We start from the raw sequence: 25,867 nt of genomic DNA on the forward strand, positions 1-25,867 counted from the left end.
CGGATCGGGCGAGCGACGAGTGAGGATGGTTCCGGAATGCGAAAGCGGCGTGAGGGCGACGACCTGGTCTTTCTGCCTCTGGGAGGCGTGGGCGAGATCGGGATGAATTGCGCCCTCTACGGCTTCGGGCCAGAGGCCGACCGCAAGTGGATCATGGTCGATCTCGGCATCACCTTTGCCAACGAGTTCGACGAGCCGGGCGTCGACGTGATCTTTCCCGACCTGCGCTTCGCGGAATCCGAAAAGCGCAACATTCTCGGGCTGATCATCACGCATGCCCACGAGGATCACTTCGGCGCGCTGCTCGATCTGTGGCCGCGTCTGAAGGTGCCGGTCTATATGACGCCCTTCGCCCATGGCCTGCTCGAGGCCAAGGCGGAAGGCCATGCCGGCGCTCCCGAGATCGCCGTGCGCCGCTACAAGGCCGGCGAGCGCTGGACGCTCGGGCCGTTCGAGATCGAAGCCATCAACGTCGCCCATTCGATCCCGGAATCGAATGCGCTGGCGATTCGCACCGCGCTCGGCACCGTCATCCATACCGGCGACTGGAAGGTCGATCCGACCCCCGTGCTCGGCGCGCCGACCGATTTCGATCGCCTGGCCGCCTATGGGGCGGAGGGCGTACGCGCGCTGATCTGCGATTCGACCAATGCGGTGCGCGAAGGCATCTCGCCGAGCGAGCGCGAGGTCGCCACCAGCCTGACCGAGATCATCCGCAAGGCGCCGCAGCGCGTCGCCGTCACCACCTTCGCCTCCAATGTCGGCCGCATCCGCGCCGTCGCCGAAGCTGCGGTCGCCGCAGACCGCAGCGTGGTCATTCTCGGCCGCGCCATGCACCGGGCGATCGATGTCGCGACCGAACTCGGCATGTTCGAGGGCCTGCCGGCTTCCTCGGCGAGGATGCCTACGGCTACCTGCCGCGCGACCGCGTCGTGGCGCTGATGACCGGCAGCCAGGGCGAACCGCGCGCCGCGCTCGCCAAGGTCGCCTCCGGCGAGCACCGCAACATCGCCCTGTCGCATGGCGACACGGTGATCTTCTCGTCTCGCACCATTCCGGGCAACGAGAAGGCCGTGAATACGATCCAGAACCAGCTCGCCACCGCCGGCGTTCACGTGATCACCGATCGCGACGGGCTGGTCCATGTCTCCGGTCATCCGCGCCGGGGCGAATTGGCCCGCATGTATGAGGCCGTGAAGCCCGAAGTCGCCATTCCGGTGCATGGCGAGGCGGTCCATCTCAGCGTCCATGCCGATTTCGCCCGCAGCTCCGGGGTGAAGCGGGCAGTGATCGGCGGCAACGGCAAGATGATCCGGCTGGCGCCCGATCAGGCCGAGGTCGTCGACGAGGTCTTCGCCGGACGCCTGTTCAAGGACGGCCGCCTGGTCGTGCTGCCCGACGACAGCGGCGTGCGCGAGCGGCGCAAGGCCTCTTTCGCCGGCGTGATCGTCGTCTCGCTGGCCCTCGACAGCAAGGGCGTGGTCGCCGCCGAGCCAGAAGCCGTGCTGATCGGCATCCCGTCGGAGGACGAGGCCGGGAAGGACTTCGAGGATGTCGTGGTCGACGCCGCCGAGCAGACCATGGCCGGCCTGCCCAAGGCCAAGCGGCGTGATCTCGATCTGGTCGCCGATGCCGTCAAGCGCTCCGTGCGCGCGGCAGTCGCCGAGCGCTGGGGCAAGAAGCCGATCGTCGAAGTGATCGTTCACGAAGTCGACTGACCGACCGGCACGGTTCGGCTACTGTTGCTCCGCCCGGGGCATGCGCCTGCCTTAGCGTCAGGCCGGATGCCGGGCGGGCAGGGCTGCGCCATGGCTGGGGACGAGACGCCGAAATCGATCCTGCTGCAACGCTGGGAGGCGGAACGTGCGGCGGCCTCGGCGCGAACCGAGGCTTGGCTGCGCGGCCTGTTCGAAGAGGCCGCCGGCCAGCCGGCCGAAGCGCCGCCGCCGAAACCCGTGCCGGAGGCGACGCGACGGCTGCGGGCCATGCTGGCGGTCCCGGCGGCCAGCGATCTTCGGAAAATCCTCGCCGCGCGCTTCATGCTGGCGACCCGCTCGCGTGGACGGCCTGCCTATGACGGCATCAACCGTGGCGCCAGGGTCTACCAGGCGGTCACCGATCCGTCCGCATCGTCATATCTCGACGATCGATATGTGCCCGTGACCGGCGCCGAACTCTTCCAGCGGGTGGCCGAGGACGACAAGGTCGACGGCGTTCTGATCGACGATGACAAGCGCTGCGAACCGGGGGACGTCGTCCCCCGTCGCAACCTGCTGCTGTCGCCCGGCTTCTGCGCGGGGGCGCTGGAGGGGCTCGATCGCCGCCCCGGCATCGGGCCGATGCAGGCGCGGTCGCGGGCCGAAATTGAACTCTGGCTCGATCTGCACTTCTTTCCCACCGCCCGGCAAGCGCTCGAAGCGACCCGCCCGGATGGCTCCCGACTGCTCCGATTCCACGCCGACAGCCACTACCTTCCATGGAGTTGCGTCGAGACCGCGGACGTGCAGGGGACGGATATCGACATCTGGAGTCCGGTCTTCGAGCTTTCCGCCGAAGACGCGGCACGCGGGCCTGGCGATTTCGGCGATCGGCCGAGCGGCATCCTGTGTCCCGGCCTGCTGGCGGCCCGCAAGCTGCGCGGCACGGCGCCCGGCACGCGGCTGTTCGGAACCTTTCTCGGGATCGGGCGCCTTCACGATGGTATTGCCCGCCGCGAGGCCGCCATGCAGGCCGCGGCGGCCGGCGAAATGTCGAAACTCATCCCGCCCGAGGCCGCGACTGTTCCGCGCACTGCGTTCCTGACGGTGGAGGGGGCCGCAGAGGCGCGCCGGCGGCCGGATTTCTTCACCCGGCGAGGGATCGAGGCGGAGCGTGTCCACGGGCTTCGGCATGCGCGGATATGGTCCTGGGGCCGGTGAGCGGCTGCGGCGATCGGCCGGCCGCCGCCGCCCGGCCTGCGCCCATCGTCCGACTTGCCGCCCGCCCGCCGGCGGCCTACATCTCGGCCCCGAAAGTCAGGGGAGACGGGCATGATCGGACGCCTCAATCACGTCGCCATCGCGGTCAGGAACATCGAGGCCGCATCGGCGATCTATCGCGGTGCGCTCGGCGCCACCGTGACGGCGCCGACGCCGCAGCCGGATCACGGCGTCACGGTCGTCTTCGTCGAACTGCCCAACACCAAGATCGAGTTCCTGGAACCGCTCGGCGAGAATTCGCCGATCGCCAAGTTCCTGGAGAAGAATCCGGACGGCGGCATCCACCATGTCTGCTACGAGGTCGACGACATCCTCGCCGCGCGCGACCGTCTGAAGGCCGAGGGCGCCAGGGTGCTCGGCTCCGGCGACCCGAAGATCGGCGCCCACGGCAAGCCGGTGCTGTTCCTGCATCCGAAGGACTTTCTCGGCACGCTGGTGGAACTCGAACAGGCGTGACCGCCGGCATGCGTCGGGACGGCCCGGCCGTGCGCGCGGTGGATCGCCCGACCGGTCCGGCCGGATGCGGTGCGATGGCCGCAGGGCAGGATGGTCGCGGCTCCCGTCTGGCGCCGGTCAGCCAACTGCTCTACATCGCTGACCATCCCGGCACCGCGCCCGGCGGCAACTTCGGAAACCAGCATGAGCTACGGCACCGGCTTCGCGATCTATTTCGTCCTGTGGTGGGTGACGCTGTTCGCCATCCTGCCCTGGGGCGTTCGGCCTCAGCACGAAGCCGGCTCGGTCGAATCCGGGACGGATCCGGGCGCGCCGGCCCGGCCGATGCTGCTGAAGAAGCTGATCTGGACCACCGTTGTCTCCGGCGTGATCATGGCCGCCATGGTCTGGGCGCGCAAGAACGGCTGGTCGCTGCTCGATCTGCCCATCCCCGGCATGCCGAACTGACTGCGGCCGGGCAGGACGCTGCCATCCCTCCGTCCCGGTCGGCGTGGCGGCTTGCGCCGGCGTGACGCAGACCGCGAGGCGGGACGGGGAGCAATGCGCGTGGGCTGGCGCCGTGCTCGGGATCCGGTTGTCGTCCGCCCCCGGACTCAGTGCGATCGCCCAAAGTCGATCCGGATCGCCCGATGGCTCGCAGCGGCACGGCCGCGCTGCCTGCAGGGTGTCGGCGGCTACGCCCAGCGGACACCCGGTGGGATTCCGTTGAAAGCATCGCCGCGCGCCGGCGCCCCAAAATCGCTTCCGATTCCGGTGCCGTGGTCTTCGCGCCGCTTGGCGGCGGCCGGCAACAACTCGGAGGGCGGACCCTCGGCGAAGAGACGGTCGTCGGACGTTGTTCCCCGCTCGATTCGGCCAGCGGTCGTCGATGCCGGGTTTCACCCATTCCGCAATTCCTTGCGACACGTACAGCAATGGCGTTCGTGGAGGTGCTGATGGCGTCGTCGGCGGGCAGGTCGTCGGCGGGCAGTCGGATAGGACGAATTTGGGACGCGGATTCGGGCGTCGAGGCCAGTCCGGCCATGCTCCAGACATAAAAAAAGCAAGGCGTCGCCGCCTTGCTTTTTTCAGTTGCGCGTCTCAACCCTTTACCGATACCCACCGGCTCCTGACAGCAGGCGAGTATTGTGGCAGCTACCGTAAACGGTGCGCCAGGGTTGCTTCCTCCCAAGACTTAGACCGCGATGCCTCGTAGGGTCTCACTTTGGCCGGGCTGTATGGCAGCCCTGGCGGACCCGTTTTCTTATGGCGAGACCATAGCCCGGCGATCCGGCTTTGTCATCAATTTGTGCAGGGCCTGTGTCGATTTTTTGCCCCTCGGACGCCGACAATTCGCATCGGATCGATTTAGACATTTCAAAAAGTCTGATGAAATGGCGTTTCCGTTCCATTTTGTTCGAAATCCTGACGGCACTGGCCAACTCTTGGGCAGTGCCTGATTTCGAGGCGATCGCTGGCGCGACAGGCGGCCCTTGCGGCGTTGCCGGGCTTGCCCTTGTCTTTTCGGCCCCTTTCGGCTTTCTGTGACGGACTGCCGCGAACCGGCGGATTCCCGTTCTCCCGACTGCAGCCGAAGGCATGCCGATGCGTCTCTCCCGCTATTTCCTGCCCATCCTCAAAGAGACGCCGAAGGAAGCCGAGATCGTCTCGCATCGCCTGATGCTGCGCGCCGGTATGATCCGCCAGCAGTCGGCCGGCATCTATTCCTGGCTGCCGCTCGGCCACCGCGTGCTGACCCGGATCGGTCAGATCGTGCGCGAAGAGCAGAATCGCGCGGGCGCGCTCGAACTTCTGATGCCGACCATCCAGTCGGCCGATCTTTGGCGCGAATCCGGCCGCTACGACGACTACGGCAAGGAGATGCTGCGCATCGAAGACCGGCACGAGCGCGAGATGCTCTACGGGCCGACCAACGAGGAGATGATCACCGAGATCTTCCGCTCCTATGTGCGCTCGTATCGCGATCTGCCGCTTAATCTCTACCACATCCAGTGGAAGTTCCGCGACGAGGTGCGCCCGCGCTTCGGCGTCATGCGCGGCCGCGAATTCCTGATGAAGGATGCCTACTCGTTCGATGTGGACCAGGAAGCGGCACGCCACGCTTACAACAAGATGTTCGTCGCCTATCTGCGCACATTCGCGCGCCTGGGCCTCAAGGCGATTCCCATGCGCGCCGATTCGGGACCGATCGGCGGCGATATGAGCCACGAATTCATTATCCTTGCCGCCACCGGCGAGAGTCAGGTCTTCTGCGACAAGGCGCTGCTCGAAATGCCGATTCCCGGTGAGGACACGGATTTCGATGCCGACCTGACGCCGGTCGTGAAGTCCTGGACGTCGCACTATGCCGCGACCGAGGAGAAGCACGACGAGGCGGCCTTCGCGGCCCTGCCGGAGGACGCCCGGGTCGCCGCGCGCGGCATCGAGGTCGGCCACATCTTCTATTTCGGCACCAAATACTCCGAGCCGATGGGCGCCAAGGTGGCGACGCCGGACGGCGCCGAGCGCCCGGTCCATATGGGCTCCTACGGCGTCGGCGTCTCGCGTCTGGCCGCCGGCCTGATCGAGGCGAGCCACGACGAGCAGGGCATCATCTGGCCCGATTCGGTCGCCCCGTTCGATGTCGGCCTGATCAGCCTCAAGGTCGGCGATGCCAAGGTCGATGCCGCCTGCGCGGATCTCTACGAGAAGCTCGGCAAGGCCGGCCGGGACGTGCTCTACGACGACACCGACGGCCGTCCGGGCGCCAAGTTCGCCACCATGGACCTGATCGGCCTGCCCTGGCAGCTGATCGTCGGCCCGAAGGGGCTGAATGACGGTCTGGTCGAGCTGAAGCGCCGCGCCACCGGCGAGCGCGAGACGCTGACCCCCGAGGCCGCCCTCAACAAGCTGACCGGAACGCGATGATCAGAGCCATCCTGGAGCGGTTGAAGGGGGCGGCGGCCAAGGGCGGCGATCCGCTCGGTGAAGCCGATGCCGGCAGCACGCGGCCGTTTGCGCCTTTCGAATGGATGATCGCCTGGCGCTATCTGCGCCCGCGGCGCCGGCAGGCGGCCGTGTCGGTGATCGCGCTGTTCTCGTTCCTCGGCATCATGATCGGCGTCGCCGCCCTGATCACCGTGATGGCGGTGATGAACGGATTCCGCGATGAGCTGATCTCGAAGATCCTCGGCTTCAACGGACATATCCTGGTCCAGGCGACCGATGCCGCCTTCACCGACTATGGCGAGGTGGCCGACCGCGTCTCCTTCGTGCCGGGCGTCACGGCCGCGATTCCCTTCATCGACGGCCAGGCACTCGCCTCCGGTCCGCGCCAGGCGCTCGGCGCCATCGTGCGCGGCGTCCGCAAGGACGACATGGACAAGCTCGGCCTCGTCTCCGGCAACGTCCAGCAGGGTACGCTCGACACCTTCAAGGACGGCGGCGGCGTGGCGGTCGGCTCGCGGCTGGCTCGCAGCCTCGGGCTGCAGGTCGGTGACCAGATCACCATCGTCACCCCGCGCGGCAACGTCACGCCGCTCGGCGTCACCCCGCGCGTGAAGTCCTTCCCGATCATGGCGATCTTCCAGATCGGCATGACGCAGTACGACAACACCTACATCTTCATGCCGCTCGGCGACGCGCAGAACTATTTCAATCTGGAAGGCCGCGTCTCGGCGATCGACATCTATGTTTCCGAGCCCGACCGGGTCGGCGAGATCACGAAGTCGGTCGAGATCGCCGCGCAGCGCCCGGTGCTGGTGACCGACTGGCGCTACAAGGACATGACCTTCTTCTCGGCGCTCGAAGTCGAGCGCAACGCGATGTTCATGATCCTGACGCTGATCGTGCTGGTCGCGGCGCTGAACATCGTTTCGGGCCTGACCATGCTGGTCAAGGACAAGACGCGCGACATCGCCATCCTGAGGACGATGGGGGCGACCTCGGGCGCGATCATGCGCATCTTCTTCATCGCCGGATCGTCGATCGGCGCGACCGGAACGCTCGCCGGCTTCCTGCTCGGCATGGTGCTGTGCCGCTATATCGAGCCGATCCGCAGCGCCCTGTCCTGGCTGAGCGGCACGCAGCTCTATCCGCCCGAGGTCTATTTCCTGACCAAGATGCGGGCGGTCGTGCATTCCGGCGAGACGGTCTCGGTGATCGTGATGGCGCTGATCCTGTCGCTGCTCGCCACCATTCCGCCCTCCCGGCGGGCCGCCAAGCTCGATCCGGTCGAAGCTCTGAGGAACGAGTGATGGCCATGGATGCCCGCCCTGAAGGCGCCGATGCGACCGCCGACGTTCATCCAGCCGAGCCTCAGGGCAACAACGGCAGGGCGATCCCGTCGCTGCGGCTGCGCGGCGTCGAGCGGCGCTATCGCGAGGGCGACCACTATCTCGAGGTCCTGCGCAGCGCCAATCTGGCCATCCAGGCCGGTGAGGTGGTGGCGCTGATCGCGCCGTCGGGCGCCGGCAAGTCGACCCTGCTGCATGTCGCCGGGCTTCTGGAGAAGCCTGACGCCGGCGAGGTCTATATCGGCGGCGTCGCGGCCGGCTCGCTCGACGATGCGGGCCGCACACGCATGCGGCGGATGCAGATCGGCTTCGTCTACCAGTTCCATCACCTCCTCCCGGAATTCACCGCGGAGGAGAACATCATGATGCCGCAGATGATCCGCGGGCTCGACCGCAAGATCGCCGCCGAGCGGTCGCGCGAGTTGCTCGCCTATATGAAGCTGGCCGAGCGGGCGAGCCATCGGCCGTCCGAACTGTCCGGCGGCGAGCAGCAGCGCGTCGCCATCGCCCGCGCGGTCGCCAATGCGCCGAAGCTTCTGCTCGCCGACGAGCCGACCGGCAATCTCGACCCGAAGACCGCCCACTATGTCTTCGACGCCCTCCAGGCGCTGGTGCGCGCCTCCGGTCTCGCGGCTCTGATTGCAACCCACAATCTCGACATCGCCGATCGCATGGACCGCCGGATCACCCTCCAGGACGGCAAGATCGAGGAGATCTGACTGGGTACGGCCGCGATCCAGCCGAATCCGGCCGCGGGTTCTGGCCGTGTCGATGCGCCCGTGCATGCGGCTGCGCCGCAGCCGGCCGTCTGATCGACGATCCCTCCAACCCGGGCGCCGGCCGAGTTCCACAATCCGTCACCGTCCCCTTCGCCCATCCGGCGAGAACCGAACGGGCGTGAGAGGGGCAGGGGGCATCAGGCGTCGAGCGGAATGCGGCGGCCGGATTCGCGGTCGAACAGATGCAGGTCGTCGCGCCGGGCGACCACGCGGCGGACCGTGCCGGGAGCGGCCGCGATGGTACCCGGCTCGCGGATGACGACATCCGGTCCGTTGGCGCCGAGACGGCCGTGCAGGAAGGTCTCCGCGCCCACAGCCTCGACGGCCGTCACAGTGTAAGACAGGGCGATGCCGCCCTCGGGCGCAGCTTCGTCGCCGACGACATGCAGATGTTCCGGACGGATGCCGAGCCGTGCGCCGGAGACCGGTACCACGATGCCGAGGCCGCCGATGATGCCGGCGTCACCCGTCACCGGACGCAGCCCGTCGGGGCCGGCGGCGACTTCGATCAGGTTCATCGGCGGGGCGCCGATGAAGCCGGCGACGAACAGGGTTTCCGGCCGGCGGTAGAGATCGAGCGGGGCGCCGATCTGCTCGACGCGGCCCTTGTTCATGACCACCAGCATGTCGGCCAGCGTCATGGCCTCCAACTGGTCGTGGGTGACATAGACCGAGGTGGTGGCGAGCGAACGCTGCAGGCGGCGGATCTCGACGCGCATCTGCACGCGCAGCTTGGCGTCGAGGTTGGACAGGGGTTCGTCGAACAGGAACACCTGTGGCTTGCGGACGATCGCCCGGCCCATGGCGACGCGCTGGCGCTGGCCTCCGGAGAGCTGACGCGGCTTGCGGGCGAGCAGCTCGCCGAGTTCGAGCACGCGCGCGGCCTCGCGCACGCGGGTCTCGATCTCGGCCTTGGGCGTGCCGCGGTTGCGCAGGCCGTAGGCCATGTTGTCGTAGACCGACATGTGCGGATAGAGCGCGTAGTTCTGGAACACCATGGCGATGTCGCGCTCGGCCGGCTCGACCGCGTTGACGACGCGCCCACCGATCAAGACCGTGCCGGTGGTGATCGTCTCCAGCCCGGCGATCATGCGCAGCAGCGTTGACTTGCCGCAGCCGGACGGGCCGACCAGCACGCAGAAGGCGCCGTCCGGAACGGTGAATTCGACATCCGTCACGGCGGTGACGCCGCCCGCATAGGTCTTGCCCACGCCGGTCAGAACGACCTCGGCCATGCTATTTCTCCGTCTCCACGAGGCCCCTGACGAACAGCTTCTGCATCACGATCACGACCAGCACCGGCGGCAGCATGGCCAGCACGGCGGTCGCCATGGCCAGTTGCCACTCGGTCAAGGCATCCTGCGTGACGATCATCTTCTTGATGCCGATCACGATGGTCTGCATATCGTCGCGCGTGGTGATCAGGAGGGGCCAGAGATACTGGTTCCAGCCATAGATGAACTGGATCACGAACATCGCCGCGACCGAGGTGACCGAGAGCGGCACCAGCGTGTCGCGGAAGAACTTCATCGGACCGGCGCCGTCGATCTTGGAGGCCTCGACCAGTTCGTCCGGCACGGTCATGAAGAACTGGCGGAACAGGAGCGTCGCGGTGGCCGAAGCGATCAGCGGGATGGTCAGCCCCGCATAGGTATCGAGCATGTTGAGGTCGGCGACGATCTTGTAGGTCGGATAGATGCGGACCTCGACCGGCAGCATCAGGGTGACGAAGATCAGCCAGAAGATCGTCATCCGGAACGGAAACCTGAAATAGACCACCGCGAAGGCCGAGGTCAGCGAGATGACGATCTTGCCGATCGCGATCGTCATGGCCATCACGAAGCTGTTGAACAGCATGCCGCCGACCGGCTGGCGGGTGGTGCCGGAGGTGCCGACGAACAGGGTACGCCAGTAGTTTTCCAGGAACAGCGGGCCGGGCGTCAGCGGCATCTTTCCGTTGGCGATGGTTGCCGCGTCCCAGGTCGAGGCGACGAAGGCGAGATAGACCGGGAAGGCCAGGATGGCGATGCCGATCAGCAGCGTCAGGTGGGCGAGGGCGGTGCCGAAGGGACGGTGCTCGACCATCAGTATTGCACCTTGCGCTCGATGAAGCGGAACTGCACGGCGGTCAGCGCGATCACGATGACCATCAGGATCACCGACTGCGCCGCCGAGCCGCCGAGGTCGCCGCCGACGCGGCCGTCGGAATAGACCTTGTAGACCAGCGTCTCGGTCGCCTTGGCGGGACCGCCGGCGGTGGTCGCGTCGATGATGCCGAAGGTGTCGAAGAACACGTAGACCACGTTCACGACGAAGAGATAGAAGGTCGTCGGCGACAGGAGCGGGAAGACGATGGTCCAGAAGCGCCGGACGGGACGCGCACCGTCGATCGCCGCCGCCTCAATGACCGACTTCGGGATCGCCTGCAGCCCGGCCAGGAAGAACAGGAAATTGTAGGAGACCTGCTTCCAGGTCGCCGCCATCACGACCAGCGCCATGGCGTCGGTGGAATCGAGCAGTGGGTTCCAGGTGAAGCCGAGCCCGCGCAGGCCCTGCGAGACGAGCCCGAGCGAGGGCTGGAACATGAAGAACCAGAGCACGCCGGCGACCGCCGGGGCGACCGCATAGGGCCAGATCAGGAGCGTCCGATAGGCGGTGCCGCCCTTCAGCTGCCGGTCCGCCTGCACGGCCAGGAACAGCGCGATCGACAGCGACAGGGCGGTGACGAGCGCCGAGAAGAAGGCCGTCGTGCCGATGGTCCGGTAGTAGTCGGCCTTGGCGAACAGGTCGCGGTAGTTGGCGAACCCGACGAATTCGGACGAGAGGCCGAAGGCGTCCTCCTGCAGGAAGGATTGCCAGACCGCCTGGCTGGCGGGCCAGTAGAAGAAAACCAGCGTCACGGCCAGTTGCGGCGCGACCAGTGCGAAGGGCAGCAGGCGGCCCTGGAAGATGGCGCGTTTTTCCATCGCGGGAGCACTCGGATCGCGGGGGCGCGGATCGCGCGGACGGCGAGGCGGCGGCTTGTGCGGCCGCCGCCGATTGTGCGGGCGGGCAGGGAGGGCAGCCAGGGCCGGTGGGAGACCACGGGCCGAGGGGGCGGGGCACGTCGCGGTGGACGGCCCGCCCCGATCGCCCCGAGCCTCTCGCCGATCAGCGCGTGGCGGTCTGCTCGAACTTGCGCAGCATCTCGTTGCCGCGCGCCACGGCGGCGTCGAGCGCTTCCTTGGCGGACTTCTTGCCGGCCAGCGCCGCCTCGATCTCCTCCGACCACACGTCGCGCATCTGGACCATGCCGCCGAAGCGCAGGCCGCGCGAATTCTCGGTCGGCTCCTTGTTGGTCAGTTCCTTCAGCGCCGTCTCCAGCAGCGGGTTCTTGTCGTAGAAGCCCGAAGTCTTGACCTTCTCGTAGGCCGCCTTGGTGATCGGCAGGTAGCCGGACTCGGTGTGCAGCTTGGCCTGGCGGTCGGTGTCGGACAGGAAGGTGAAGAACTTCGCCACGCCCTTGTATTCGGCCGCCGGCTTGCCGCCCATCACCCAGAGCGAGGCGCCGCCGATGATCGAATTCTGCGGCGCACCCGGCACGTCGGGATAATAGGGCATCGGCGCGTTGGAATAGTCGAACTTGGCGTTGGCCTTGACGTTGCCGTAGAAGGCCGAGGAGGTCAGGAACAGCGGGCATTCACCGGAGGTGAAGCGGCCCTCGCCGGTGTTGGTGCGGCCGGAATAGTCGAAGGTCTTGTCCTTCTGCAGCGCGACCAGCGTCTCCAGATGCTTGACGTAGAGCGGCGCGTTGATCTGCAGGACGGTGTCGAAGCCGTCCATGCCGTTGGCCCGGGTGGCCAGCGGTACGTTGTGCCAGGCGCCGAGCTGCTCGATATTGGCCCAGGTCGTCCAGGCAGTGGAGACGCCGCAGGTGGCATAGCCGGCAGCCTTCAGCTTCTTGGCGGCCTCGAACACCTCCGGCCAGGTCTTCGGCGGCTGGTCCGGGTTCAGGCCGGCCTTGCGCAGGGCGTCGCGGTTGACCCACATCACCATGCTGGAGGAGTTGAACGGGAAGGACAGCATCTCGCCCTTCACGGTCGAATAGTAGCCGGTGATCGCGGGCAGGTAGGACTTCGGGTCGAAGCTCTCGCCGGCATCCTTCATCATCGTCTGGACCGGCATGATGGCGCCCTTGGCGGCCATCATGGTGGCGGTGCCGACCTCGAAGACCTGCATGATGTGCGGTGCGTTGCCGGCCCGGTAGGCGGCGATGCCGGCATTCAGCGTGTCGGCATAGGAGCCCTTGTAGCTCGGAACGACCTTGTAGTCCTTCTGGCTGGCGTTGAACTCTTCCGCGAGCTTGACGATCACGTCGTTGTTCGCGCCGGTCATGGCGTGCCACCACTGCAGCTCGACCTGCGCCTGGGCGGCGCTGGCGGCGAACGAGAAGGCAGCGGCGAGGATAAGCGGCTTCACCGTGGTCATGGCGGTCTCCCGGTCGTTTCCAGACGTCGTTGCGTCGATCCCGATGGCGGCGCGACGTCCGATGGAAGCTCACCGGCTAGCCGTCCCGCGTCACGGTTCTGTGACGGTTTTGTTTCCGACTGTCGTATCAGCTTCCCGGGCGAAAGCCAGCTTGGCAAGTCCCCGGCAACAGACAAGCCGGCTACGGATCGCCGAAAGGCGTTCCGGCAATCGAAATTGGCGCCGGATTGCATCGGATCCGGTCGAATTCGCTTCGGTTAAGGATCGGGTAACGGCTCAATGCAAATTTGAGCGGACAGGGCCGGGGCCGGAAAGAATTCCGGGCGTCGGTGTCCCTGGCGCAACACCTCACGGGCCCGACAGAACGGAGGGCCGGGGAGGGTGCCGCCTCGCGGGGCGGCAAGGTGGCCGCGATGTCCTTGTTCCTGCGTTCCTCGCGCACCCGCTTCCAGGCTTTCGGCCGCGGCGCGGCCTTCCTGATGACCTGCACGGCGCTTGCGGCCTGCTCGAGCGCGCCGAACGGCACCGACTCGCGCTACGGCGTCTCGGCGAGCCGGCGGGTCTATGCCGACGGCCAGCCGATCCCCAAGGGCGGCGGCCGCGAACAGGTCGGCAAGCCCTACAACATCGCTGGCCGGACCTATGTACCGCGCGAGGATCCGAACTACGACAATACCGGCGTCGCTTCCTGGTACGGCAGCGACTTCCACGGCCGTCTGACCGCCAATGGCGAGATCTACGACCGCACCGCCATTTCGGCTGCGCATCCGACCATGCCGCTGCCCTCCTATGCGCGCGTGACCAACCTGCGCAACGGACGCTCGATCGTCGTCCGGGTCAACGACCGCGGCCCCTATGCCGGCAATCGCGAGATTGACCTGTCGGAGCGGACCGCCGAACTGCTCGAGTTCAAGAGCAAGGGCCTCGCCGAGGTCCGCGTCCAATATGTCGGCCGCGCGCCGGTCGAAGGGTCCGACGATCGCCAACTGATGGCGACCCTGACCGAGGGCGGCGCGCCGTCGATCGCCGGCGACCGGGTGATGGTCGCCGAGGCCGGCGGACGGGCGCCGCAGGTGCCGCCGCGCATCCAACTGGCCGACGCCTCCGGAACGCCCGGCTATCCCGGCGCCGGCCGCGCGGCCGCGCCGCCCGATATCGGGCCGGCTCCCGTCCGTACTGCCAGCCGCAGGCCGGCGCCGTCCGAGGACGACGACGACGGCTGGCCCGCCCCGCCGCCGCCCCGCGGTGCCGCCGCCGGTCGTCCCGGCTCTGGCCCGAACTACGGCGCCGGACCGGGCCCCGCCTATGGCGCGGCCCCGATGCCCACCGGCGCCGGTCCGGCGTCTCCCGCCATGATGCGGCCGTCCTATGGCGCGGCCGACCCGGGTGCCGGCCGGGCCGGGGCGGGCGCCGGCCAGTCGCCACGTTACGTCTATCCCGCTGATGGCCAGCCGGCCGCACGCGGCGCCATACCGCCCGGCTGGCAGGTCGGTCCCGAACCCGTCGCCGCCGGCCGGCGCGCGCCGGCCATGCCGGGGGCCTTGCCGGATCCGGACGACGACGGCATCGATGCCGATGCCCTGTCGCTCGCGCCGACCCGGCGTCCGGTCATCGGGGCGCCGAAGCCGGCCGTCCAGCCCGCCCCGGTCCGTCCGTCGTCGCGCCTCTCCTATTCGGACAGTGCCGGCCCGGCCGCCGCGACGGCCGCCGTCTTCACCCGGATGGGCGAGGGGCGCTCGTTCTCGGCGCTCGGCGGCGGCAGGAGCCCGAACGACGGAACCTCCCGGATCCCGGCGGCCGCCGTCACGCTCGATCTCGGCGCCTATGCCGACGCGGCCAATGCCGAGCGCCTGATCGCCCGGATGCGTGTCCATGGCGATGTGCGCAGTCAGATCGTCGCCAAATCCGACGGTCGCCGCCTGACGGCGGTTACGCTCGTCGTCGAGGCCGGGCACGCGGCTGCCGCCGCCGCTGCGGCCCGCAGCGCAGGCGTCGAGGCGGTTCCGGTGCCCCGCCGCTGACGGGCCGGCGGTCCTCGGCGAGGCGGTAGGGCCGCAATTTCCGCCCCGCCGGATCGGCCCGCCCCCACTATTCGGTTGGCCGCGCCTGCGGCATGTCGGATAGTCGCGCGGAGGATCGTCCCGGATTCGGGAGCGCGTCCGGCCGGGTCCGTCGGGGCGCGGGCTTGGCTGGATACCGCGCCGACGGGCGGGACCCGGACGGTGGAGTGAGCGCAAATGGTGCGACATGTCGGGAAGGCTGGCTTCGGTCCGGCCCGGTACGAGCCGGAGCTCGACCGTCCGGAGGCCGGGTCGCCGTCGCATGCCCGTTCGGTGTCGCGTCGTGCGGTCGTTGGCTTGGCTGCGGCCGTGGTCGGCATGGCGGCGCTGTTCGCAGCTCCGGCATCGGTCCTCGCGCAGGCGCAGACCTTCGAAACGAAGGCCGAGCAGGCGATCCTGATCGATTTCGAATCGAACACCGTTCTCTTCGAGAAGAATGCCGACAAGCTGTTCGCCCCGGCGAGCCTCGCCAAGATGATGACGATCGCGGTCGTGTTCGACCAGATCAAGGCCGGCAAGCTGACACTGGAGCAGGACTTCACGATCTCCGAGCATGCCTGGCGGACCGGCGGCGCCCCGTCGCGCACGTCCTCGATGTTCGCGCCGATCAATTCCCGCGTGACCGTCAACGACCTGATCCAGGGCATCTGCGTGCAGTCGGCCAATGATGGGGCGATCGCCGTCGCGGAAGGCCTCGCCGGGACGGAACTGGCCTTCTCGGAGATGATGAACAAGAAGGCGCGCGACATCGGCATGACCAAGTCGGTGTTCCGCAATCCGACCGGCCTGCCCGATCCAGACCAGAAGATCACCGCGCGCGAATACGCCAAGCTGGCGACCTATATCATCGCCAACCATCCGGACCTCTACAAGGTCTATTCGCAGCGCGAATTCACCTACAACAAGATCCGACAGCAGAACCGCAATCCGCTTCTGAACGACGGCATCGGCGCCGACGGCTTCAAGACCGGTTACATCAAAGAATCCGGCTACAATATCGTCGGCTCGGCCGTGCAGGGCGGCCAGCGGCTGATCGCCGTGATGGGCGGCATGAAGAGCGAGAAGGAGCGCGCCGAGGAAGCCCGCAAGCTCCTGGAATGGGGCTTCCGCTCCTTCGAACAGATCACCCTCTACAAGGCCGGCGAGTCGCCCGGCGACGCCAAGGTGTTCGGCGGCGCCTCCGCATCGGTGCCGCTGGTCGGCGAGAAGGCCCTCACGCTCCTGGTGCCGCGCGGCAACCGCGACAAGCTCAGGGCGCATGTCATCTATCGCGGCCCGGTCAAGGCCCCGATCGAGAAGGGGGCCCAGATCGGCAAGCTCCAGGTCCTGCGCGGCGACAGCGTGATCCAGGAGAAGCCGCTTTATGCCGCCGAGGCGGTCGGGCTCGGTCCGATGCACAGCCGCGCGATGGATGCGGCCTACGAGTCGGTCGTGCGCTTCGTGCGCGAGACCGTGGGCCTCAAGTGATGGCGGCCGGCGTCGGCATGCCCGACGCCCCTCGCCGGCCGGCGCGGTTCATCACGCTGGAAGGCGGGGAGGGCGCGGGCAAGTCGACCCAGGCCCGCCGTCTCGCCGACCGCCTGCAGGGTCTCGGCATCGGCACCGTCTCGACGCGCGAACCGGGCGGCTCGCCCGGCGCCGAGGCCGTCCGCCATGTCCTTCTGTCCGGTGCCGCCGAACGGTTCGGGCCGGACGTCGAGGCGATCCTGTTCGCCGCCGCCCGCGCCGACCATGTCGACGAGACCATCCGCCCGGCGCTGGAACGTGGCGACTGGGTCATCTGCGACCGCTTCGCCGACTCGACACGCGTCTATCAGGCCGAGATCGGCGACGGCCTGATCGACGCCCTGGAGAGCGTGGCGCTGGATGGGGTGGTGCCCGACCTGACCCTGCTCCTGGACCTGCCGGCGGAAATCGGCCTGGAACGGGCCCGGACGCGGCGCGGTGCGGACGAGGTCGACCGCTTCGAGAAGGACGCCCTCGCCCTGCATGTCGCCCGCCGCGAGGCCTTCCTGGCGCTCGCGCGCCGCCATCCGGAACGGATGGTCGTGATCGATGCGGGAGCTGAAGCGGACGCGGTCGCCGCCGCGGTCTGGGCGGCAGTCGCAGGCCGGTTCGATCTGGCGTCCGACGGCCGGGCCGGGTAGAGCCTCGTCATGGCACGCGCAGCGACGACCCCCCTGGAGGCGGCCCCCGAGGCCGATGCGATCGACGGCGCGCCGCTGCCGCGCGAGCGGCACACGCTGATCGGCCACCGGGAGGGCGAGCGCACCCTGCTCGACGCCTACCGGTCGGGGCGCATCCATCACGGCTGGCTGATCGGCGGCGCCAAGGGCATCGGCAAGGCGACGCTCGCCTTCCGCTTCGCCCGCTTCGTCCTGGCCCATCCGGACCCCGCAGCCCCAGCAGTGCGCGACGCGACCAGCCTGGCGGTCGATCCGGACAACCCCGTTTCCCGCCGCATCGCCGCCGGCGCCCATGGCGACCTCCTTCACCTGCGCCGGCCCTGGGACGAGAAGACCAAGCGCCACAAGACCGTGCTGACGGTCGCCGAAATCCGCCGCACGGTCGGCTTCTTCGGCTCCACGGCGGCGGAGGGCGGCTGGCGCGTGGCGATCGTCGACGCGGCCGACGATCTCAATGCCAGCGCCGCCAATGCGCTCCTGAAGATCCTGGAGGAACCGCCGGCGCGCTGCCTGTTCCTGGTGCTGACCCATCAGCCCGGCCGCCTGCTGCCGACCATCCGCTCGCGCTGCCGGCGCCTGTTGCTGCCGAGCCTGTCCGAGGACGACCTGATCGGCGGCCTGACCGGCCTCGGCTATGGCCGCAACAGCGATGCCTCGACGCTGAAGACCGCCGCCGGCATCGCCGACGGCAGCCTGCGCCGCGCGATCCAACTGATCGAGAGCGACGGCGTGGCGCTCTATCGCAAGGTCGAGACGCTGGCCCGCCGGCTGCCGGCGCTGGACGTGAAGGACCTGCACCGGCTCGCCGACGAGGTCGCCGGGCGGGGCGCCGACGAGGCCTTCGAGACGGCGACGGAATTCTTCCTCGGCCATGCCGCGATGCGGGCGCGCGAAGCCGGTCTGGCCGGGCAGGGGCGCCGCGCTGCCCTCTGGGCAGAGGCCGAGATCGCCGCCCGCCGCGACCTCGGCGCCGTCGACGCGCTCAATCTCGACAAGCGTGCCGCCCTGATTTCCCTCGTGCGGACCCTTGTCGAAGCTGCGCGGAATTGAGTATCCCCTGCGGGACCCTCTATGGAATGATGCGCAGGCAGGTTATTCCAGACCGAAAGGGTACGAGCGCCCTGCCGGCATCCGCCCGGATGCGGGGGTGCTCCAGCGCCGGACTCCGCCGGCGATCAGGACGCTCCGAGACATGACGAAACCGAAATTCTTCATCACGACCGCGATCGACTACCCGAACGGCCGGCCCCATGTCGGCCACGCCTACGAGAAGATCGCCTCCGACGCCCTGGCCCGCTTCAAGCGGCTGGACGGCTTCGACGTCCTGTTCCTGACCGGTACCGACGAACACGGCCTGAAGATGCACCAGACCGCGGCGCGCGAGGGGCTGACGCCGCGCCAGCTGGTCGACCGCAATTCGGCGGTCTTCAAGGACATGGACGCGCTGCTGAACGTCTCCTATGACGACTTCATCCGCACCACCGAGCCGCGCCACCATGCCTCCGTGCAGGAAATCTGGCGGCGGATGGAGAAGGCCGGCGACATCTACAAGGCCAAATATGCCGGCTGGTACTCGGTGCGCGACGAGGCCTACTACGCCGAGGGCGAGACCCAGGTCGGCGACGACGGCGTGCGCCGCTCGATCGGCACCGGCACTCCGGTCGAATGGACCGAGGAGGAGAGCTACTTCTTCAAGCTCTCGGCCTATGCGGAGCGCCTGCTCGCCCTTTACCGCGACCAGCCGGACTTCATCGGCCCGGCCTCGCGCAAGAACGAGGTGATCTCCTTCGTCGAGGGCGGCCTGGAGGATCTCTCGATCAGCCGCACCACCTTCGACTGGGGCGTGCCGGTGCCGGATGCGCCCGGCCATGTGATGTATGTCTGGATCGATGCGCTGACCAACTACATCACCGGCGCCGGCTTTCCGGACGAGGCCTCGGAGAAGTACAAGACCTACTGGCCGGCGGACCTGCACGTCATCGGCAAGGACATCGTGCGCTTCCACGCGGTCTATTGGCCGGCCTTCCTGATGTCGGCCGGTCTGCCGCTGCCCCGGCGCGTCTTCGCGCATGGGTTCATCTTCAACCGCGGCGAGAAGATGTCGAAGTCGGTCGGCAACGTGGTCGATCCGTTCGACCTGGCGCATGCCTATGGCGTCGACCCGATGCGCTTCTTCTTCCTGCGCGAGGTGCCGTTCGGCCAGGACGGCAACTACAGCCATGACGCCATTGTGGCGCGGATGAATGCCGATCTCGCCAACGATCTCGGCAATCTGGCGCAGCGCTCGCTGTCGATGATCGCCAAGAACTGCGGCGGCGTGCTGCCGCAACCGGGGCCGCTCGCGGCTGCCGACGAGACGCTGCTCGCCCAGGCCGACGGACTGATGGCGGCCGCGCGCACGGCCTTCGATGCCCAGGAGATCCACAAGGCCCTGGAGGCGATCTGGTTCGTGGTCGCTGAGACCAACCGCTATTTCACCGCCCAGGAGCCGTGGGCGCTGCGCAAGACCGACTTCGCCCGCATGGAGACCGTGCTCTGGGTCACCGCCGAGGTGCTGCGCATCGTCGGTCTGCTGATCCAGCCGATCATGCCGAAATCGGCCGGCACGCTGCTCGACCTGCTCGGCCAGCAGGCGCCGGAGGCGCGCGCCTTCGCCGCGATCGGCACCCGCATTGCCGGTGGCACGGTGCTGCCGGCACCCGCGCCGGTCTTCCCGAAATATGTCGAGCCGGAGACGGGCGAGGGGGCCTGACCCCGCGCCCGTCCCGTCTTCCCCCAAGCCAATCCGGGCCGCTCGCGGCCCGGGCAGCGGACCTGCCATGACCCTCGTCGATTCCCATTGCCACCTTGATTTTCCCGATTTCGCTGAGGAACTCGACCAGGTGGTCACGCGCGCCCACGCCGCCGGCGTCGCCAAGATGGTGACCATCTCCACGCGGGTGCGCCGCTTTGAGGCGATCAAGGCGATCGCCGAGCGTTTCGACAGTGTCTGGTGCTCGGTCGGCACCCATTGCCAGAACGCCCATGAGGAACTCGACATCACGGCCGACGATCTCGCCCGGCTGGCCGAGCATCCGCGCTGTGTGGCGATCGGCGAGGCGGGGCTCGACTACCATTACGACCTGTCGCCGCGCGACGCGCAGGAGGAGGGCTTCCGCCGCCATATCGCCGCCGCGCGCATGACCGGGCTGCCGCTCGTGATCCATGCCCGCGACGCCGACGAGGACGTGGCGCGCATCCTGGAGGAGGAGACGGCGAGGGGGCCGTTCCCGATGGTCCTGCACTGCTTCTCGTCGGGCGCTGAACTCGCCAGGCGCGGCCTCGCCTGCGGCGCCTATCTGTCCTTCTCGGGCATCCTGACCTTCAAGACCGCCGAGACCATCCGCGAGGTCGCCGCCTTCGCGCCCGAAGACCGCATCCTGGTCGAGACCGACGCGCCCTATCTGGCGCCGCTGCCGTATCGCGGCAAGCGCAACGAGCCGGCCTATACGGCCAAGACGGCCGCCGTGCTGGCCAAGGTCCGCGGCGTCTCGGACGCTGAGATCGCGCGCATCACCACCGACAATTTCCACCGGCTGTTCGCCAAGGTCCCGCGGTGACGATGCCATGGCGCCGCGGCTGACCTTCCGCATCCTCGGCTGCGGCTCGTCGCCGGGCGTGCCGCGCATCGGCAACGACTGGGGTCAGTGCGACCCTCGCAACCCGAAGAACCGGCGCCGACGCGCGAGCCTCCTGGTCACGCGCCGGGACGGCGACGGCGAGCCGACCCGCGTGCTGGTCGATACCGGTCCGGACCTGCGCGAACAGATGCTCGACGCCGATGTCGACTGGGTCGACGGTGTCTTTCTGACCCATCCGCATGCCGACCATATCCACGGCATCGACGATCTCCGGAGCTTCGTGCTCAACCGGCGTCAGCGCGTCGATGTCCACATGGACGCGCCCACCGCCGAGCGCGTCCGCCACGCCTTCGACTATTGCTTCGTGACGCCGCCGGGCTCCAGCTACCCGCCGATCCTGAACGAGCACCGGATCGAAGATGGCGTGCCCGTGACGGTGAACGGCCCGGGTGGCCCGATCACGGCCGTGCCGTATCGCCAGAGCCATGGCGACATCACGTCGCTCGGCTTCCGCTTCGGCAGTCTGGCCTATTCGCCGGACGTGAGCGCCATGCCGGAGGACGCCTTCGACCGGCTTGGCGGTCTCGACGTGCTGATCATCGACGCGCTGCGCTGGGTCCCGCATCCGAGCCATTTCTCGGTCGACGAGGCGCTCGAGGTGATCGCGCGCCTGAAGCCGAAGCGCGCCATCCTGACCCACATGCACATCGATCTCGACTACCGCATCCTGAAGGCCAAGCTGCCCGACCATGTCGAGCCGGCCTATGACGGCCTGGAGATCGAGCTGCCGGCCTGACGCAAGTCCGGCGCGGCCCATGCTCGGGTGGTCCGGGATTGGACGGTCCAGGCTCGGGTGGCCAGGATTGGGCGATCCATGGTCGGGGGGACGCCTGCGCGGGCGCCGATCCTTGCGGCGGCAGGGGGCATCACCGGATATCGACCTGATCGTTCGACCCAACAACCGTCCACATAAAAGTTCCATAATCCATCTTATGCGAATCATCGATATGGAAGTCGCGATCCGGATCGGTCTCCGACCCGACCGATCCCCTGTCCGACTGGCCCCAGCCGGAACGGTCCGCGTCTGCCAACCATGCGGCCTCACCGCGACGCCCTCCGACGTGCGAGGCAGCGACCAGGACGGCGGCCGCGATCGGCCCGCGGATCAGATGCCGCGATCGCGGCCGCACCGGGCTACGCGCGGCGATCGCCCGCATGGCCGGACGCGGCCCGCGTCTCACCCGTCGACGTCCTCGGCACGCCGGCCGACGACGCGTTCGTAGGTCGCCGGATCGGTCGCGCCTTCGCTGCCGATGACCAGCACCCGGACCGACCGGTCGAGACCCAGCGTCGCCCGCAGGCCCGGATCGAGCGCGGCGGCGACGAGGCCCGCGGTCGCGGCCGCTCCGGATTCGCCCGCCACGATCGGCCGGTCGCCCGGCTGGGCCGCCGCGAGCAGCCGCATCGCCGCGATGGCGGCCTCGTCCGGCAAGGCGATCACGTCGTCGAGCCCACCTTTCAGGATGTCCCAGGCGACCGGCGACACTTCGCCGGCGGCCAGGCAGGCCATGAAGGTGTCGGTCGACCCCTCGATTGCGACCGGATGGCCGGCCGCCACGGTGCGGAAGACGCAATCGGCCAGGACCGGCTCGACGACGATGCAGCGCGGCCGGTCGGACCCGTAGGCCTCCCACAGATAGCCCGCGAGGGCGGCCGCAAGACCGCCGACGCCGGCCTGAACGAAGACATGGGTCGGCGGCGCCTCCCCGTCCATCTGCCGCAGCGCCTCCGCGGCGATCAGCATGTAGCCTTCCATGACCCGGATCGGCACCGTAGCGCTGCCTTCGCTCGACGTGTCCGCCACCAGGGACCAGCCCGCCGCCGCGGCCGCGCGCGCCACCGCCCGCACGCTGTCGTCGTAGCCGCCCGGGACGCGGCGCATTTCGGCCCCATAGGCGGCGATCGCGGCTTCGCGCTCGGCGCTGACCCCCTCATGGATGAAGACCACCGAGCGGCAGCCGAACAGGCCCGCGCCCCAGGCGACCGAGCGGCCGTGATTGCCGTCCGTCGCGGTCGCGACCGTCACGTCCGCGGTGCGGTCGCGATAGCGTCCGGCCAGAAGATCGGAACTCGTGGCCGTGATGCCCTCTCCGGCCAGGCGCTCCTGCAGGATGCGCAGCACCGCATAGGCCCCGCCCAACGCCTTGAAACTCTTCAGCCCGAAGCGCCGGCTCTCGTCCTTGTAGTGCACGGCGCCGAGCCCGAGCCGGCCGGCCAGACCGTCGAGCCGCACCAGGGGCGTCGGCGCATAGCCGGGCCAGGTCGTGATTTCCGCCGCCGCGCGTTCCGCCCCGGCCAGGGACAGGATCGCCCGCTCGGCCTCCCCATAGGGGTCGCGGCGGGCGAGCGGATTGGCGACGTGGCGGGCCGGAAAGGCTTGCATGGGTCTGGCTCCCGGGAACGAAGTCTGATCTCCCCCGTTCATGCACCCGGAAGGCGCCGAAACGCCAGAGCAGGGGCGCGCGCCCTGCCCGGTTCCTTGGCGATTCCTTGGGCATTCGTCCCGTCGGACCGCGGGCCCGATAAATCGTGGAGCCCGGTCAGATCGTGATTGTGCCGACGCTGGCGCCGCCGCAGACATAGAGCACCTGGCCGGTGACGAAGCCCGCCTCCGGCGCAGTGAAGAAGGTGACCGCCCGGGCGACATCGTCCGAGCGGCCGAGCCGCTTGACGGGGATGGCCGCAGCCAGCGCCTGTTCGCGCGCGCTGCCGGGCTCGATCACGTCCCGGAACATGGCCGTATCCTGGATCGGACCCGGCGCCACGACATTCACCGTGATGCCGGCGGGTCCGAGTTCCAGCGCCCAGGTCCGCGCCATCCCGATCATGCCGGCCTTGGTGGCCGAATAGGCGGTGCGGGTCGGCAGGCCGAGCGCGGCGCGCGAGGAGATCAGCACCACCCGCCCCGCCCCGGCCTTGCGCATGGCCGGCAGGAAGGCCTGCAGCAGGATCAGGGGCGCGCCGACATGCAGATGGGTCAGGTCGTCGAGATCGGCGTCGGTGACCGCCTCGACAGGCCGCGCCCGGATCGTCCCGGCATTATGGACGAGGATGCCGACCGCATGGCGCGCCGCCACCGCGGTGGCCGCCGCCCGCGTCGCCGCCGGATCGCTCAGGTCGACTGCGACGGTTTCGAGATGCGGGTCGGCGAACTCGGCCTCCCCGCGCGACAGCGAGACGACATGGTGGCCGGCATCGATCAGTCGGCGCGAAATGGCGGCGCCGATCCCCGCGCCACCGCCGGTGACGACGGCGACCGGGCGGTCGACGGACAAGGCTTCGGTCATGGCGGCTCCGGTCACGCGGTGCGCTTCTTCAGGGCGCGGGTGTCGTGGACGTCGCCGGCGGCCATCCGCTCGGCGACCGCGGTCTTCAGTTCGCCGCGCTGGATCTTCTGCGTCGAGGTCAGCGGCAGCGCCTCGGCGAAGGCGATCCAGCCGGGCGCCTTGTAGTAGGCGAGCCGGCCGAGGCAATGGGCGACGACGTCGCCGGCGAGGCGCACGGCGGCCTGCGGGTCGGCCGGCTTCTCGTGCGGCACGATCAGGGCGAAGACCTCGTCGCCGCGCACCGGATCGGGCGTCGCGGCGACCGCCGCCGCCTTGACGGCCGGATGGCGCAGCAGCACCGCCTCGACCTCGACGGCGGCGATATTCTCGCCCGAGCGGCGGATCACGTTCTTCTTGCGGTCGACGAAATGGAACGATCCGTCCGGCCCGCGCCGGACCACGTCGCCGGTATGGAACCAGCCGTCGCTCCAGGCTTCCGCGCTTGCCTCCGGGTCCTTCAGATATTCGCGGAAGAAGCCGAAGCGCGGCTCCGGCCCGGCTCGCCGGACCAGGAGTTCGCCCGGCTGGTCGACCGCCGCCTCAGTGCCGTCCTCCGCGATGATGCGCGTCGCGATCGTCGGATGGGCGCGGCCGAAACAGTTGGTGCCGACATGGCGCGGCTCCTCGGTGGCGGCGATCACCGCCCCTGCCCCGGTCTCGGTCATCGCCCAGGCCTCGATCAACGGGAACCCGAAGCGCGCCTCGAACGGCGCCTGCAGGTCGCGCGGCACGCCGGCGCCGAAGCCGAAACGCACCGTGTGGGCGCGATCGCTCGGGTCCTCCGGCGCGGCCATCAGCATGGCCGGCATTACGCCCAGATAGTGCAGCACGGTCGCCCGGCTGTCGCGGACATTGTCCCACCAGCTCTTCGGGTGGAACCGGTCGACCGCGATCAGGCAGCCGCCGGTCATCAGCATGGCCATGGCCGAATAGGCCATCGCGTTCATGTGGAAGACCGGCAGCGGCGTGATCATCCGCTCGACGCCCTCCTCGAGCGCGATCAGTCCGCCGGTCTCGGCATACCAGCGGCCGGCCTCCAGGAAATACTCGTTCGGCAGCACGCAGCCTTTCGGCCGTCCGGTCGTGCCGGAGGTGTAGAGCAGGCCGCATTCGGTATCGGCGTCGGGTGTGCCCGGCCGCGGCGGATCGAAGGGCGCGCGCTCCGGCGCCTCACCCGGCGCGACCACGGCGACCGTCCGCCCGGCGACCTCGGCCGCCGCCCGGATGTCGGCCATCCGCTCGGGCAGCACCACGGCGGCGGCGATTTCCGAATGGCCGATCAGATATTCGAGCTCGGCCGAGCGGAGATCCGGATTGATCGGCACCACCGAGATGCCGAGCCGGTTGAGCGCGAACCAGGTCAGGAAATAGATCGGACGGTTCTCGGTCAGGAGCGCGACCCGGTGGCTGCGCCCGAAGCCCGCCCGTGCCCAGGCGGCCGACAGCCGCTCGACCACCGCCGCCGCCGCCGCATAGGTGATCTCGCCGGCCTCGATCCCGTAGCGCTCTGCCGTCTCCGGCAATACCGCCAGAAACGGCCGGTCCGGCCAGCGCGCCGCCGCTTGGCGGAAGGCGGCATGAACGGTCTGCGGCACGGTTCGCAAGGCCGCATGAACGATTTGCGGAACGGTCTCGGTCATCACTGTCTCGCTGCTCATACG

General features: G+C 68.7%; 21 protein-coding genes and 1 pseudogene. 15 read left to right on the forward strand and 7 right to left on the reverse strand.

Annotated features, from left to right (window positions below):
• The first annotated feature begins 36 nt into the window (after nt 1-36).
• The 8 genes and pseudogenes from KL771_RS00185 to KL771_RS00220 all read left to right on the forward strand — a co-directional run bounded on the left by KL771_RS00185 (nt 37) and on the right by KL771_RS00220 (nt 8,427).
• Nucleotides 37-1,718 (forward strand): annotated as a pseudogene (locus tag KL771_RS00185) (ribonuclease J).
• 90 nt (nt 1,719-1,808) lie between these two features.
• Nucleotides 1,809-2,918 carry a hypothetical protein gene (locus KL771_RS00190; protein ID WP_261966562.1) on the forward strand — a complete coding sequence of 370 codons (1,110 nt, stop codon included), beginning with the start codon at nt 1,809-1,811 and terminating at the stop codon, nt 2,916-2,918.
• A 111-nt stretch (nt 2,919-3,029) separates the two neighbouring features.
• On the forward strand, nt 3,030-3,434 hold the full coding sequence (gene mce, locus KL771_RS00195) for a methylmalonyl-CoA epimerase (protein ID WP_054362360.1): 405 nt from the start codon (nt 3,030-3,032) through the stop codon (nt 3,432-3,434).
• Nucleotides 3,435-3,617: 183 nt separating this feature from the next.
• Nucleotides 3,618-3,881, forward strand: a complete 264-nt coding sequence (locus KL771_RS00200) for a DUF1467 family protein (RefSeq protein WP_261966563.1) — start codon at nt 3,618-3,620, stop codon at nt 3,879-3,881.
• Between the two features lie 921 nt (nt 3,882-4,802).
• Entirely contained in the window at nt 4,803-4,961 is a 159-nt protein-coding gene (locus tag KL771_RS00205; RefSeq protein WP_261966564.1) for a hypothetical protein, read from the forward strand.
• 57 nt (nt 4,962-5,018) lie between these two features.
• Nucleotides 5,019-6,341, forward strand: coding sequence for a proline--tRNA ligase (proS, locus tag KL771_RS00210; protein WP_261966565.1), 1,323 nt, complete (start codon nt 5,019-5,021; stop codon nt 6,339-6,341).
• Nucleotides 6,338-7,669, forward strand: a complete 1,332-nt coding sequence (locus KL771_RS00215) for a lipoprotein-releasing ABC transporter permease subunit (RefSeq protein ID WP_390866496.1) — start codon at nt 6,338-6,340, stop codon at nt 7,667-7,669. Before proS ends, KL771_RS00215 begins: the two co-directional genes overlap by 4 nt.
• A gap of 5 nt (nt 7,670-7,674) precedes the next feature.
• Nucleotides 7,675-8,427 (forward strand): ABC transporter ATP-binding protein, encoded by a 753-nt coding sequence (locus KL771_RS00220; protein ID WP_390866512.1) that lies wholly within the window; start codon nt 7,675-7,677, stop codon nt 8,425-8,427.
• A gap of 197 nt (nt 8,428-8,624) precedes the next feature.
• On the opposite strand, the gene KL771_RS00225 is transcribed toward KL771_RS00220, so the two are convergent.
• The 4 genes from KL771_RS00225 to ugpB all read right to left on the reverse strand — a co-directional run bounded on the left by KL771_RS00225 (nt 8,625) and on the right by ugpB (nt 12,954).
• Nucleotides 8,625-9,722: a sn-glycerol-3-phosphate import ATP-binding protein UgpC gene (locus KL771_RS00225; RefSeq protein WP_261966567.1), complete on the reverse strand. Its 1,098-nt coding sequence runs from the start codon at nt 9,720-9,722 to the stop codon at nt 8,625-8,627.
• Between the two features lies 1 nt (nt 9,723).
• Complete coding sequence (gene ugpE / locus KL771_RS00230; RefSeq protein ID WP_054362357.1) at nt 9,724-10,572, reverse strand: sn-glycerol-3-phosphate ABC transporter permease UgpE; 849 nt, start codon at nt 10,570-10,572, stop codon at nt 9,724-9,726.
• On the reverse strand, nt 10,572-11,453 hold the full coding sequence (gene ugpA / locus KL771_RS00235; protein WP_261966568.1) for a sn-glycerol-3-phosphate ABC transporter permease UgpA: 882 nt from the start codon (nt 11,451-11,453) through the stop codon (nt 10,572-10,574). The genes ugpE and ugpA overlap by 1 nt, the downstream gene beginning before the upstream one ends.
• A gap of 184 nt (nt 11,454-11,637) precedes the next feature.
• Nucleotides 11,638-12,954: a sn-glycerol-3-phosphate ABC transporter substrate-binding protein UgpB gene (gene ugpB / locus KL771_RS00240; protein WP_261966569.1), complete on the reverse strand. Its 1,317-nt coding sequence runs from the start codon at nt 12,952-12,954 to the stop codon at nt 11,638-11,640.
• Between the two features lie 413 nt (nt 12,955-13,367).
• On the opposite strand from ugpB, the gene KL771_RS28335 reads away from it, so the two are divergent.
• From KL771_RS28335 to KL771_RS00275, 7 genes are all read left to right on the forward strand, one after another.
• Nucleotides 13,368-14,975, forward strand: a complete 1,608-nt coding sequence (locus KL771_RS28335; RefSeq protein ID WP_390866497.1) for a septal ring lytic transglycosylase RlpA family protein — start codon at nt 13,368-13,370, stop codon at nt 14,973-14,975.
• 216 nt (nt 14,976-15,191) lie between these two features.
• A complete protein-coding gene (locus tag KL771_RS00250; protein WP_261966570.1) occupies nt 15,192-16,481 on the forward strand; it encodes a D-alanyl-D-alanine carboxypeptidase family protein in 1,290 nt (429 codons plus the stop codon).
• A 17-nt stretch (nt 16,482-16,498) separates the two neighbouring features.
• On the forward strand, nt 16,499-17,161 hold the full coding sequence (gene tmk / locus KL771_RS00255) for a dTMP kinase (protein ID WP_261966571.1): 663 nt from the start codon (nt 16,499-16,501) through the stop codon (nt 17,159-17,161).
• 9 nt (nt 17,162-17,170) lie between these two features.
• The gene (locus KL771_RS00260; RefSeq protein ID WP_261966572.1) at nt 17,171-18,250 is read left to right on the forward strand and encodes a DNA polymerase III subunit delta'; all 1,080 of its coding nucleotides are present in this window, start codon (nt 17,171-17,173) and stop codon (nt 18,248-18,250) included.
• A 142-nt stretch (nt 18,251-18,392) separates the two neighbouring features.
• Nucleotides 18,393-19,952, forward strand: coding sequence for a methionine--tRNA ligase (metG, locus tag KL771_RS00265; protein ID WP_261966573.1), 1,560 nt, complete (start codon nt 18,393-18,395; stop codon nt 19,950-19,952).
• Between the two features lie 67 nt (nt 19,953-20,019).
• The gene (locus KL771_RS00270) at nt 20,020-20,799 is read left to right on the forward strand and encodes a TatD family hydrolase (RefSeq protein WP_261966574.1); all 780 of its coding nucleotides are present in this window, start codon (nt 20,020-20,022) and stop codon (nt 20,797-20,799) included.
• Nucleotides 20,800-20,806: 7 nt separating this feature from the next.
• Nucleotides 20,807-21,616, forward strand: coding sequence for an MBL fold metallo-hydrolase (locus KL771_RS00275; RefSeq protein ID WP_261966575.1), 810 nt, complete (start codon nt 20,807-20,809; stop codon nt 21,614-21,616).
• A gap of 441 nt (nt 21,617-22,057) precedes the next feature.
• Here the strand turns inward: KL771_RS00275 and KL771_RS00280 are convergent, their stop codons facing one another.
• From KL771_RS00280 to KL771_RS00290, 3 genes are all read right to left on the reverse strand, one after another.
• Nucleotides 22,058-23,263, reverse strand: a complete 1,206-nt coding sequence (locus KL771_RS00280; protein ID WP_261966576.1) for a diaminopropionate ammonia-lyase — start codon at nt 23,261-23,263, stop codon at nt 22,058-22,060.
• Between the two features lie 157 nt (nt 23,264-23,420).
• A complete protein-coding gene (locus KL771_RS00285; protein WP_261966577.1) occupies nt 23,421-24,167 on the reverse strand; it encodes an SDR family oxidoreductase in 747 nt (248 codons plus the stop codon).
• Nucleotides 24,168-24,178: 11 nt separating this feature from the next.
• Nucleotides 24,179-25,846: an AMP-binding protein gene (locus tag KL771_RS00290; protein WP_261966578.1), complete on the reverse strand. Its 1,668-nt coding sequence runs from the start codon at nt 25,844-25,846 to the stop codon at nt 24,179-24,181.
• Between the last annotated feature and the right edge of the window lie 21 nt (nt 25,847-25,867).

The sequence above is a fragment of the Prosthecodimorpha staleyi genome (assembly GCF_018729455.1).
Taxonomy (GTDB): domain Bacteria; phylum Pseudomonadota; class Alphaproteobacteria; order Rhizobiales; family Ancalomicrobiaceae; genus Prosthecodimorpha; species Prosthecodimorpha staleyi.